10 protein-coding genes are annotated in these 11,768 nt (G+C 63.2%); 1 reads left to right on the top strand and 9 read right to left on the bottom strand.

Annotation, left to right across the window (positions count from 1 at the left end):
* Positions 1 to 82: 82 nt before the first annotated feature.
* From rfbD to BLR66_RS06815, 5 genes are read right to left on the bottom strand one after another with little or no spacing between them, the layout of a single operon-like run.
* Complete coding sequence (gene rfbD, locus BLR66_RS06795) at positions 83 to 982, bottom strand: dTDP-4-dehydrorhamnose reductase (protein WP_093281889.1); 900 nt, start codon at positions 980 to 982, stop codon at positions 83 to 85.
* Complete coding sequence (gene rfbC / locus BLR66_RS06800) at positions 979 to 1,536, bottom strand: dTDP-4-dehydrorhamnose 3,5-epimerase (RefSeq protein WP_093281893.1); 558 nt, start codon at positions 1,534 to 1,536, stop codon at positions 979 to 981. The genes rfbD and rfbC overlap by 4 nt, the downstream gene beginning before the upstream one ends.
* Positions 1,533 to 2,420 (bottom strand): glucose-1-phosphate thymidylyltransferase RfbA, encoded by an 888-nt coding sequence (gene rfbA, locus BLR66_RS06805; RefSeq protein WP_093281898.1) that lies wholly within the window; start codon positions 2,418 to 2,420, stop codon positions 1,533 to 1,535. Before rfbA ends, rfbC begins: the two co-directional genes overlap by 4 nt.
* A 17-nt stretch (positions 2,421 to 2,437) precedes the next feature.
* Entirely contained in the window at positions 2,438 to 3,493 is a 1,056-nt protein-coding gene (gene rfbB / locus BLR66_RS06810; RefSeq protein ID WP_093281901.1) for a dTDP-glucose 4,6-dehydratase, read from the bottom strand.
* A 50-nt stretch (positions 3,494 to 3,543) separates the two neighbouring features.
* Positions 3,544 to 4,020, bottom strand: coding sequence for a single-stranded DNA-binding protein (locus tag BLR66_RS06815; protein ID WP_093281905.1), 477 nt, complete (start codon positions 4,018 to 4,020; stop codon positions 3,544 to 3,546).
* Between the two features lie 155 nt (positions 4,021 to 4,175).
* Between BLR66_RS06815 and BLR66_RS06820 the strand changes: the two genes are divergently transcribed.
* The gene (locus BLR66_RS06820) at positions 4,176 to 5,177 is read left to right on the top strand and encodes a polyprenyl synthetase family protein (RefSeq protein ID WP_093281909.1); all 1,002 of its coding nucleotides are present in this window, start codon (positions 4,176 to 4,178) and stop codon (positions 5,175 to 5,177) included.
* 111 nt (positions 5,178 to 5,288) lie between these two features.
* On the opposite strand, the gene BLR66_RS06825 is transcribed toward BLR66_RS06820, so the two are convergent.
* The 4 genes from BLR66_RS06825 to BLR66_RS06840 form a co-directional block, all read right to left on the bottom strand.
* Positions 5,289 to 6,074, bottom strand: coding sequence for a dienelactone hydrolase family protein (locus BLR66_RS06825; protein ID WP_255402325.1), 786 nt, complete (start codon positions 6,072 to 6,074; stop codon positions 5,289 to 5,291).
* A 164-nt stretch (positions 6,075 to 6,238) separates the two neighbouring features.
* A complete protein-coding gene (gene murD, locus BLR66_RS06830; protein ID WP_093281913.1) occupies positions 6,239 to 7,642 on the bottom strand; it encodes a UDP-N-acetylmuramoyl-L-alanine--D-glutamate ligase in 1,404 nt (467 codons plus the stop codon).
* Positions 7,623 to 9,092 (bottom strand): UDP-N-acetyl-alpha-D-muramoyl-L-alanyl-L-glutamate epimerase, encoded by a 1,470-nt coding sequence (gene murL, locus BLR66_RS06835; RefSeq protein WP_093281917.1) that lies wholly within the window; start codon positions 9,090 to 9,092, stop codon positions 7,623 to 7,625. The genes murD and murL overlap by 20 nt, the downstream gene beginning before the upstream one ends.
* A complete protein-coding gene (locus tag BLR66_RS06840; RefSeq protein WP_093281921.1) occupies positions 9,085 to 11,685 on the bottom strand; it encodes a bifunctional aspartate kinase/diaminopimelate decarboxylase in 2,601 nt (866 codons plus the stop codon). The genes murL and BLR66_RS06840 overlap by 8 nt, the downstream gene beginning before the upstream one ends.
* Positions 11,686 to 11,768 lie beyond the last annotated feature (83 nt).

Below are 11,768 nucleotides of genomic sequence, written 5' to 3' on the forward strand. Positions count from 1 at the left end.
CGCGCAGCCGTTCCGCCCATTCCCGCCTATGGCGCAATCCTTAGTTTGATCGTAGATGCGACCGACTCAGTCCTGCGCGAATTCAATCTTGCGCGGAACCCGCCGCAAATACCTGCTCGAGGCCCAGCTTCCAATCCGGCAATGCGATACCGAAGGTATTCTGCAGCGCTGACGTATCCAGGCACGAGTAGGCTGGACGCTTGGCAGGAGTCGGATACTCTGCCGTGGTGATGGGCAATACACGCGGGACCTTGGCCAACAGGCCTCGCCGTTGGGCGCTTTCGAAAATTTCGGCGGCGAAAGCGTGCCAACTCGCCTGTCCGCGGGCCGTCAAGTGAAACGTCCCGTAAGCCTGGGACGCCCCCTCGATGATCCGCGTGGTCACGTCGGCGATCAAAGCCGCCGGTGTGGGTGTGCCGATCTGGTCAGCGACTACGCGAAGTTCCTCGCGTTCGGCACCGAGCCGCAGCATGGTGCGCATGAAATTGGCTCCGTGATTGCCGTATACCCATGCGGTACGGAAGACGAATCGCCTGCAGCCCGACGCTTCTATAGCCCGCTCGCCGGCCAGTTTGCTGACGCCATAAACGCCCAGCGGGGCGGTGGGGTCCTCCTCACGGTATGGGCGGGTGCCCTGACCGTCGAAGACATAATCGGTGGAGTAATGCACCAGCATGGCGTCGCTTGCGGCGCAAGCTTCCGCCAATTTCCCCGGGGCCTCGGCATTGGCGCGAAATGCGGCTTCAGGTTCGCTTTCGGCACGATCGACCGCAGTGTAGGCGGCGGCATTCACGACGACATCCGGCGAAACACGACTAAACAGTGCGGGAAGAGAATCGGGTTGGTCGAAGTCTGCTATCTCGCATTCTTCGCCATTCAGCGTGCCGCTCCGTGTGGTCGCGACGATATCGCCCAACGGATTGAGACTGCGCATGAGCTCATGGCCCACCTGCCCGTTGGCTCCAAGCAACAAGATTCTCATGCACCGTAAATCGGCAAGCGGTCTTCGGCCACTTCCGCCAGGAATGGTGCTTTGCCATCCTTGTCCGAAAGCAACGGCGCATCGATCGGCCAGTCAATGCCGATCGCCGCATCGTCCCAGCGAACGCCGGCATCGGCGGACTTGTCGTATTGGGCGGTGCACAGATAGCTGAGGATCGCGCGCTCGGAAAGCACGGCGAAGCCATGAGCAAAGCCTTCCGGAATCCAGAATTGTCGCTTGTTCTCCGCGCTGAGGATCATGGCGGCCCAGCGCCCGAAAGTGGGAGAGCCCCGGCGGATATCCACCGCGACGTCGTAAACCTCGCCTTCCAGCACGCTCACCAGCTTGCCTTGCGGGTTGGGCCACTGGTAATGCAGCCCACGCAATACGCCGCGCGCGGAAGAAGAAACGTTGCTCTGCACGAACTTGTCGGGGAGCCCGAGCTGTCCGTAACGGTCCGCATTCCAGGTCTCGAAGAAGAAACCGCGATCATCGCCGAAGACCGCCGGCTCGATCACGACGCAACCGGCAAGGTCGGTTTCGATGACCTTCATCGCACAATCCCGCGGGTTACAAGCGAAAGCAAATATTGTCCGTAACCATTCTTGGCCAGCGGGGCGGCCAGTTTCTCAAGCTGTGTGACATCGATCCATCCGTTTCCGAACGCGATTTCTTCCGGGCAGCAGACTCGCAGCCCTTGCCTGGCCTCGATCGTTTCGATGAAGTTGGAGGCCTCCAGCAAGGATTGATGCGTGCCGGTATCCAGCCATGCGAAGCCGCGTCCCAGCGGCTCCAGATGCAACGAGCCGTCATCCAGATAGCAACGGTTGAGATCGGTGATCTCCAGCTCTCCGCGTGCCGAGGGCTTCAATGAAGCCGCATAGTCGCTGGCGCGCCCATCGTAGAAATACAAGCCTGTGACCGCATAATTGGAGCGCGGCTTTGTAGGTTTTTCTTCCAGCCCTACCACCCTGCCGCCTTCGTCGAACTCGGCGACCCCGTATCTTTCCGGATCGCTGACCCAATAACCGAACACCGTCGCGCCTTGCTCGCGCGTGTCGGCGCGTTTGAGCGTTTCGGTCAAGCCATGCCCATGAAAAATGTTGTCGCCCAGCACCAGGCAGCTCGGCTGGCCCGCAACAAAATCCTTGCCGATCAGATAGGCTTGCGCCAGTCCGTCCGGGCTTGGCTGCGGCGCGTATTCGATGCGCATGCCCCATTGCGAACCATCCCCGAGCAGCTGCTTGAACAGTGCCTGCTCGTGCGGCGTGTTGATCACCAGCACTTCGCGTATCCCCGCCAGCATCAGCACGCTGAGCGGGTAATAGATCATCGGCTTGTCGTAGACGGGCAGCAGCTGTTTGCTGACGGTCTGGGTGATCGGATACAGGCGCGTGCCGGAACCGCCAGCCAGGATGATGCCTTTGCGTTGCGTCATTTCTTGCTTCCTTTGCGTCAGGCGGCGGCGCCGATTCTTTCCAAGCGATAGCTGCCGTCCAAAACCCGTTTCACCCAGGCCTGATTCTCGAGATACCAGTCGACGGTCTGCGCGATGCCTTTCTCGAAGGTGTATTGGGGCTTCCAGCCCAGCTCGCCCTGCAATTTCGACGCGTCTATCGCATATCTGCGGTCGTGGCCGGGGCGGTCGGTGACATAGGTGATCTGGCTGGCACGCGGCTCGCCGTCTGCACGGGGACGCCGCTCGTCCAGCAACTTGCAGATGGCTTCCACCACCTCGATGTTCTGCCGCTCCGCGTCGCCACCGACGTTATACGTTTCGCCAGGCCGCCCCTTTTCCAGAACGGTACGGATGGCCGAGCAATGGTCGCTCACATACAGCCAGTCGCGGACGTTCTTGCCGTCGCCATAGACCGGTAAGGGCTCGCCCGCCAGCGCGCGCGCGATGATCAGCGGAATGAGTTTTTCAGGGAAATGGTACGGCCCATAGTTATTCGAGCAATTGGTGGTCAGCACCGGCAAGCCGTAGGTGTGATGGAACGCCCGCACCAGGTGGTCGGATGCCGCCTTGGAAGCGGAATACGGCGAATTGGGCGCGAATGGCGTGCTTTCGGTGAACTTGCCGGTGTCGCCCAGCGAGCCATAGACCTCGTCGGTGGAAACATGCAGTAACCGGAACGCGTCGCGTTTGGCGCCCTCCAGCGCACGCCAGTAATCCCGTACCGACTCCAACAGAGCGAGCGTGCCGACCACATTGGTCTGCACGAATGCCCCAGGACCATCGATAGATCGATCGACATGGCTCTCGGCGGCGAAATTCACCACCGCATCGGGCTGGTGTTCGGCCAGCAATCGCGATACCAGGGACTGGTCGCCGATGTTGCCGTGGACGAAAACGTGGTTGGGATCGCCCTCCAGGGAAGACAACGTGTCCAGGTTTCCTGCGTAGGTCAGCGCATCCAGATTGATGACGCGAATGCCCTTAGCCACCGCTTCCAATACGAAATTGCCACCGATGAAGCCTGCGCCACCAGTTACGAGCCAAGTCGGCACATCTGCCTCCAGAAATCGAATGTTCTACAAGATGAGCTAAACGACGATCCTCAGAACGGAATGTCGTCGTCCGCGAAGTCGTCCATCGGAGCCTGCTGAGCGGCGGGCTGCTGACGGCGCGGTCCCGAAGCGTCCTGGCGTTGCGCCGGCGCGCTACGCTGTGGGCGATCGCCACCACCGCCGCCACCCTCGCCCCTGCCGCCGAGCATCTGCATCTCGTCGGCGATGATATCGGTGGAATATTTCTCCACGCCATCCTGTCCGGTGTACTTGTCGTAGCGCAGCGAGCCTTCCACATAGACCGAGCTGCCCTTGCGCAGGTATTCGCCGGCGATCTCGCCCAGCTTGCCGAAGAACACCACGCGGTGCCATTCGGTGCGTTCCTGCTGGTTGCCATCCTTGTCCTTGCGGACGCTGGTGGTGGCCAGGCTGATCCGGGTGATCGCCATGCCGCCCTGGGTGTACTTGGTGTCCGGGTCGTTGCCCAGATTGCCCACCAGGATCACTTTGTTGATGCCGCGTGCCATATCGTCTTCCGTCGGGTGATGCCCGCCGGTTGCGGGCGCAGTCCAGTGAAGTATACCCGTGGCCTACAGACTAGTCCGTATACGCCGCGTCGGCATGTAAGCTTTGGCTGACCCTTCTTCCCTTATAATTCAGCAACTTCGCTCACGCCCTGCACATGATTTCCACCGAGACCACCGCCAGGCCTGCACTGGCCCTGCCCCAGATCCAGACCCTGGCCTCTCCCGATATGGGCGCGGTGGATGCGTTGATACGTGCCCGCTTGGCTTCGGACGTGGTGTTGATCAATCAGATTGCCGACCACATCGTCTCGGCTGGCGGCAAGCGCTTGCGGCCGATGCTGGTGGTGCTGGCCGGGCGCGCCTGCGGCGCCATGTCGCCCGATCACCATCAACTGGCGGCGATAATCGAGTTCATCCATACCTCCACCCTGCTGCACGACGATGTGGTGGACGAATCGGACCTGCGCCGCGGCCGCAGCACCGCCAATGCGCTATGGGGCAATGCGCCCAGCGTGCTGGTCGGCGATTTCCTGTATTCGCGCAGCTTCCAGCTGATGGTGGAACTGGACCGCATGGAAGTGATGCGTATCCTGGCCGACACCACCAACCGCATCGCCGAAGGCGAAGTGCTGCAACTGTTGCACGTGCACAACCCCGACACCGACGAAGCCGCTTACCTGCGCGTGATCGAACGCAAGACCGCGGTGCTGTTCGCCGCCGGTACCCAATTGGGTGCGCTGGCCTCCGGTGCCGACGCCATCGTCCAGCAAAAACTCTACGACTACGGCATGAACCTGGGCTACGCCTTCCAGATCGCCGACGACGTGCTGGACTACACCGCCGATGCGGCCGACCTGGGCAAGAATCTGGGCGATGATCTAGCTGAGGGCAAAGCGACCTTGCCGCTGATCCATGCCATTGCGCATTCGGACGAAGCGACGCGCACACGCCTGCGCGCCATCGTGGAGAACGGCAACGGCGATGCCATGCCGGAAGTGCTGAAGGCGATCCATGCCACCGGCGGACTGGAATACAGCCAGCGACGAGCGGCGGAATACGCGCGAGCGGCCGAAGGCGCGCTCGACGGTTTGGATGAGAACGAGGCTATTGCCGCGTTGCGCGGACTGGCGCAGTACGCCGTGGAACGCAAGCACTGAGCCGGAAGTCCGTAGGAGCGACGTAAGTCGCGAACATGAGGATCGGAAGGATCTGGTCCGATCGCAATCTAGGATTCGCGACTTACGTCGCTCCTACGGGAATTTCCGCGGTTACTGAGCGAATACTTCGTCGAAGAAGCTGCCCATCATCTTGTAGGCGCGCTTGGCAGCACGCTCGTTGTACACGCAACCGGGCGGGCTGTTGGCGGTTTCCAGGGCGAAGCAATGCACCGCGCCGCTGAAATTGACGAACTGCCAATCGGCGCCGGCCGCGTTCATTTCCTTCTCGAATCCGGCGATGTTGGGCGCCACGCCCTGATCGTCCGCGCCATTGAGTATCAGCAGCGGCGCCTTCACCGCACCCTCCGCCGCCGGCATCGTCGTCTCCAGGCCGCCATGAAAAGTGACCACACCGGCGACATCGGCGCCGCTGCGCGCCAGTTCCAGCACCGACGAACCGCCAAAGCAGAAACCCAACGCCGCGATCTTCGCCGTGTCCACGGGCGCCTTGCCGGCCTTGGTGCGCAACACTTCCAGCGCTTTGTTCATGCGCGCGCGCATGGCCGGCCTGTCGGCATACATCTTCTTGACCTGGGCCATTGCCTGGGTCGGATTCTTGGGGCGTACGCCCTTGCCGTACATGTCCACCACCAGCACCACGTAATCGTCGCTGGCGATCTGCTTGGCTTTGTCCACCGCCGCCGGGGTCACGCCCAGCCAATCCGGCACCATCAACAGGCCCGGACGGGTTTCCTTGCTGGCGTCGTCATAGACCACAAAACCGCTGAAAGTCTGTTTGCCGACCTTCCAGTTGATCGGCTTGGCGACGGGAGCCGCCAGTAGCGGGCTGGCCCACAATGCGGCCAGGACCAGCCAAACCATTGAAATCTTGCGCATGGAACTCTCCTTGTCGAGGGGGATTGGTGCCGGGATATCCAATAATGTTGACGCAGTGTCCAGCCTCGTAGGAGCGACGTGAGTCGCGAAACGACAACCGGCCATGCCTCCTGATCGGGCATCGACGAAGGTTTCGCGACTTACGTCGCTCCTACGCGCCTCCGCTAAGCGATACCGATACCGGGAATGGCGGAAATCGTATCCGGGTCGAAACCGGCGATGGCCGCGAAATGGCGGCCGCGGGCCACGTAGTCCTTGTAGACGCCGAAGCTGGGCGCGCCCGGCGACAGCAGCACCACGCCGGTGCCGCCGAGCAAACGCCGGGCCCGGCTCACCGCCGATTCCAGATCGCCAGCCGCTTCGAGTTTGAACTTGCCTTCGGCAGCCAAGGGCGCAAGCAGTTGGTGAATGCGCGGACCGTTTGCGCCCATGGTGATAATGGCCACGGGCGCGTCATGCTTCATGGCCTCTGCGAAATCGGACCAGTCCACCCCGCGGTCATGCCCGCCAACCAGCACCGCGACCGGCCGCCCGCGGAAACAGTCCAGCGCCGCCAGCGTGGCGTGCGGCGTAGTGCTGATCGAATCGTTGACGTAGAGGATTCCCTCGCGCTCGCCCAAGGACTGCAACCGGTTGGGCAAGGGACGGAAGTTCTCGGCATGAGCGGCCAATGCGGTTGCATCCAAACCCAGCGCCTCGAGGGTGGCGAGTACGGCGCATAGATTGCCGCGATTGTGGCGACCCGGTAGCGGCGTGCGCGCGGCGTCGAACACGAACGCATCGCCGCGATAGACGTCATCTCCACGCAGGTGCCAACCCTGCGCATGATTGAACCAATGCACTTCACTGTCCGGGAGCCGCAGCGCCGCGAGCTGCTTGTCGGCGGCATTCAATACCGCGATCTTCGGTTTGGCCTGGGTCACCAACGCCAGCTTGTCGGCGACATAGCGCGCCTCGCCGCCATGCCAGTCCAAGTGTTCCGGAAAAATATTCAGCACCACCGCCACTTCGGGCCGCGCCTGGGCCGCTGCGACGTCGAGGGTCTGGTAACTGGAAAGCTCGATGGCCCAGAACTCGGGCGCAGGTTGGGGATCCAACACTTCCAGCAACGGCATGCCGATGTTGCCGATCAATCCGGTGCGATGGCCGCCGGCGCGCAGCAAATGCGCGAGCAGGGCGGTGGTGGTGCTCTTGCCCTTGGTGCCGGTCACGCAGACCGTGTGCGGCGCTATCGCATCGGGTCCGGCATGTTCGTCGAACCATAGCGTGCTGCCGCCAATGAAGGCCGTGCCGCTCCGAGAAGCGGAACGCGCGGCTTCCAGATTCGGGCTGATTCCGGGTGATTTGACGACTATCTGCTGCGTGGCCAGCGATTCGGCTGACGCTTCCCGTAGCACCGTCAGCAAAGAATCGGCAAGCGATTCGGCTTCGGCCGCTTCCTCGTCGTTGCAGTACAAAGTGAGCGGCAGCGCCGGCAATCGCGAACGGATCGCGCGGTACGCCGCGCGGCCTTCGCGGCCCCAGCCCCACAGCGCTACGCGTTTGCCATCAAGCTGCGAAATTCGCACGCAGCTGCTCCCACAGCGCGGCCGGAACGCGATGTTCGCCGCCGATGTCCAGCAGCGGCGCGATCTCCAGTTCGGAGGCGGCCAGTTGTGGCTGGATCTCGCGGATGAAACGGGCGACCAACGCATCCTCCTTCCACTCCGGCCGCGATGCCAACGCGGCCATGGCCGCGCGCGACTCCTGCCCTTCGCCTACGCACTCGAACGGCTTGTGGTCCTGGAATTCGAGCAGTGCGTCGAAGCCGCCCGCCTGCGCTGCGTCATCCAGCAGGTTGCGTCCGAAGATGCCCACCAGCCGCGGCTTGGGCATGAACGGCGCCAGCGCCAGGAATACGAAGTGGCACTTCGGGCATACCCCGCACCAACGATTCACCGGACGCTCGCCCAGGATGTGGAAGTTGCGGTTGCAACTGGAGAAATGCGCGTCGTAGCGATCGGTCTTGGCGAATTGCCGGGCCACGGCAAGTTCGCTGAGCGGACGCAGCAGCGAATAGTAACGAAGATCGGCAGCGACGCGACGCTGCACGTATTCACCGAAGGCCTGCTCGAACTGCCAGCCCTTGGACCACTGATGGTTCACCTCGCCGGTGCCCGGAATGATGCTGCCGTAGCTCGCCGAACGCTCATTGGAGAACACCACTTGGTCCACACCCTGCAGGACCGCAGCGAGAACGAGAATGGCCGAGTTCACCGCGGTGACCGGGATATGGCCGTTGTAGGCGCCCTGCCGGTTCAAGTCGAACAACCCCGAGGCCAGCGCGCGGCCCAGGTTGAGCGTGGGCAATTCGGTGCGCGCGGCGCAGGCGGCGATCAGCTGCGAGTTGCCGATCCAGGTAACGGTCTGATCCACGCCCGCAGAACGCAGCGCTTCGATAGAAACCAGAGAATCCTTGCCGCCGCCAATGGCGACCAGGGCGTGATGACGCAGCCCCAGCTTCGAGCCCCTCTCCCATTGGGAATCGAAGCCGCCTCCAGCGGCTGAGGGTTGGGCTGAGGGTTCGACGCGGGCGCCAACATCCGGATATTCCGGACCCTCACCCCCGACCCCTCTCCCGGCGGGAGAGGGGAGCGCATATGGAAACTTGATGCGTCCATGCAAATTCAAACCATTGCGATAGGCGAACTCGCCCAGACCGTTGACGTAGATGGTCTCCAGCAAGGCCGCCGTTTCCGCGTCTATCGAATAACCCTCGATGCGGATTTCCGGCGGCACCGCCGCTTTGTAATAACTGACGCCCGCGATCAGGTGCAGCAAGCGCAGGGCCTGTTCTACCGCCGCCGCGCGCGAACCTTCCAGCGCGAAAGGAGCGCCGGGAAAGGTGACCGTTTCGATCAGCTCCGGGCCGTCGTCGAAGGCGTAGACGAGCTGTGCAACGCCGTTTTGCGCATCCAGCCCGCAACGCACGAAACGGAATGCGGCGACTTCATCGCGCTGGAATTTGAAATCAGACATCCAGCACCTCTTCTTTCGGCAACGCCCGCAGGTTGTAGGCGTTGGCCATGGTGAATCCGTAAGCGCCCGCATCGGCGACCAGCACCACATCGCCTTCCGAAGTGGCCCCGGCAAGCCGCCGGCGCCTGCCGAACACGTCGCTGGACTCGCAGATCGGGCCGACCACGTCGAACACGCCGTCCGCCGCCTGCTCCAGCCGGCTGAGATTGAGGATGTCGTGCCAGGCGTCGTAAAGCGCCGGACGGATCAGCGCATTCATTCCCGCATCCAGGCCGACGCGGCGGATGCCCTCTTTCTCGATGACCTGGGTCGTCGTCAACAGCAGAACGCCCGCTTCGGCTACCAGATAGCGGCCCGGTTCGATGGCCAGACGGTAGCCGGGATAGGCCGCTTTTATTTCGCTCAAGCCTGCACCCCAAGTTTCCAGGTCGAACGGCTCGTCATCCTCGGTATACGGAATGGGCAGGCCGCCACCGATATCGATCACCTCGATGCTGCCGATGCGTTCGGCGATGCCGCCCAGTTCGTCGCATATCTGTTTCCAGTGCTGCGGCGTCTCCACCCCGCTGCCCAGATGCGCATGCAACCCCACCACGCTGGCGCCCAAACCACGGGCAAGCGCGACGAAAGCGTCTACTTTGGCGACGGGCAGTCCGAATTTCGAATCCTTGCCGCCGGTGCGCACCTTCTGGTGATGCCCATCGCCACGGCCCAGGTCCACGCGCAACCACAGGTCGCGGCCGCGGAAGACTTCCGGCCAGCGCTGCAGCGCTTCGATATTGTCCAGGGTGACGGTGACGCCGAGTCCGTACGCCGCTTCGTACTCCGCGCGCGGCGCGAAACTGGGCGTGAACAGCACCCGGCGCGGCGACAGTTCGGGAACAACTTCGAACACGCGCTGCAATTCGCCCAGCGACACGCACTCCAATCCGAAACCTTCCTCCACCAGCGCAGACAGGATGGCCGGATGCGAATTGGCCTTGATCGCGTAATAGCGCTGGTCGATGGGCGCGAGCGCATTCAACGCCTGCGCGCGGGCCCGCACGGTCGGCAGGTGATAGGCATAGCGCGGAGTGCCGGCTTCGGCCATGGCCAGAAGCCGTTCGCGTTCGCCGTGCCACCACGGCGTTTCGCGCTTGCGGATGCCATTGGCGATTTCGCGCCAGCGCGGACCGAACACGCTGGTCTCTTCCACCGGCATCGCGCCGCTGTCGATCAGCGCGGCATGCAGGACGGGCAGCAGCCCGTCGGCATCGGACTCGTCGATGACGAAGGTCAGGTTGAGGTCGTTGGACGACTGCGAAATCATGTGCACGCGTTCGCGGCCGAAGGTGGCCCACACATCCGACAGCTTGTGCAGCAGCGAGCGCATGCCCCGACCCACCAGCGTGATCGCCGAACACGGCGCGATCACTTTCACCCGGCATATCTCGGTCAAATCGGCCGAGAGCGCGGCCAGCACGTTGGTGGTGACCAGGTTCTCGCTGGGATCCAGCGACACGGTGACGTTGGTTTCCGACGAACCGATCAGGTCCACCGACAAGCCATGGCGCTTGAATCGCTCGAACACGTCGGCCAGAAAGCCGACCTGCTGCCACATGCCCACCGACTCCATCGCCACCAGCACGATGCCGTTGCGGCGGCTGATCGCCTTGACGCCGGGCACGGTGATGGCATCGCCGTCGATACTGGTACCGGGCAGTTCGGGCCGCTCGGTATCCAGGATGGCCATCGGCACGCCGGCATCGCGGCACGGCTTGATGGAGCGGGGATGCAGCACTTTGGCGCCGGTGGTGGCGATTTCCTGCGCTTCCGCATAATCCAGCCGCGTCAGCAGCCGCGCATCGGGCACCTCGCGCGGATTGGCGCTGAACATGCCGGGCACGTCGGTCCAGATTTCGACCCGCTGCGCGCCGAGCAAGGCGCCGAAATAAGCGGCCGAAGTATCGGAGCCGCCGCGGCCCAGGATGGCGGTGTCGCCGTCCCGGTGCCGGGCGATGAAACCCTGCGTCAGCAGCATGCGCGCCGGTTGCCGGCGGAAACCTTCGCCCCACTCCGCACTGGCCAGCGGACTGCACGACACCGACAGGCGCTGCGACCAGGCGTTCTGGTTGGGCAGTACCGCCGCCTGCAGCCAGTCGCGCGCGTCCATCCAGCCGAAATCCAGGCCGCTAGCGCGCAGATAGGCGGCGCCGAGCGTGGACGACATCAGTTCGCCCTGCCCCAGCACTTCGGCTTGCCATGGCAGCGTGCGTTCGGCCGCGCGCGGATCGGTCGCCAGCGCGCGCAGGATCGACAGGCGTTCGCCGAGCACTTCATCGGCATCCAGCTCGAGTTCAGCCAGGAATTCGCGGTGGCGTTGTTCCAGTTTGCCGACGCGCTCGATGCTGTCCGCCGCCCCGTCGGCGATCGCGGTCAGTTCGTTGGTTACGCCGGAAAGCGCCGACACCACCACCAGTACGCGCGCATCGTTCTCTTCGGCCCTGCGTTTGGCCAGCCGGCCTATCGTGTCCCAGCGATGACGACGCGACACCGAGGTGCCGCCGAACTTGAGGACGATCCAGCGATCAGACGCAGGCGAGACAGGAGACATGGACAGAAGAGGGGGACTGCCCGACCATTCGGGCGTGAACCGCCGATTCTAAACGAATGGCCTAAACGAATGGCCTAAACGAA

Origin of the sequence: Pseudoxanthomonas sp. CF125 (assembly GCF_900104085.1) — a bacterium.
GTDB lineage: Bacteria > Pseudomonadota > Gammaproteobacteria > Xanthomonadales > Xanthomonadaceae > Pseudoxanthomonas_A.

Excerpts from the sequence above, each read along its gene's own strand:
- BLR66_RS06815 (WP_093281905.1), bottom strand. The coding sequence starts at position 4,020 with ATGGCACGCGGCATCAACAAAGTGATCCTGGTGGGCAATCTGGGCAAC.
- rfbC (WP_093281893.1), bottom strand. The coding sequence starts at position 1,536 with ATGAAGGTCATCGAAACCGACCTTGCCGGTTGCGTCGTGATCGAGCCG.
- murL (WP_093281917.1), bottom strand. The coding sequence starts at position 9,092 with ATGTCTGATTTCAAATTCCAGCGCGATGAAGTCGCCGCATTCCGTTTC.
- BLR66_RS06820 (WP_093281909.1), top strand. The coding sequence starts at position 4,176 with ATGATTTCCACCGAGACCACCGCCAGGCCTGCACTGGCCCTGCCCCAG.
- BLR66_RS06840 (WP_093281921.1), bottom strand. The coding sequence starts at position 11,685 with ATGTCTCCTGTCTCGCCTGCGTCTGATCGCTGGATCGTCCTCAAGTTC.
- rfbA (WP_093281898.1), bottom strand. The coding sequence starts at position 2,420 with ATGACGCAACGCAAAGGCATCATCCTGGCTGGCGGTTCCGGCACGCGC.
- rfbD (WP_093281889.1), bottom strand. The coding sequence starts at position 982 with ATGAGAATCTTGTTGCTTGGAGCCAACGGGCAGGTGGGCCATGAGCTC.
- BLR66_RS06825 (WP_255402325.1), bottom strand. The coding sequence starts at position 6,074 with ATGCGCAAGATTTCAATGGTTTGGCTGGTCCTGGCCGCATTGTGGGCC.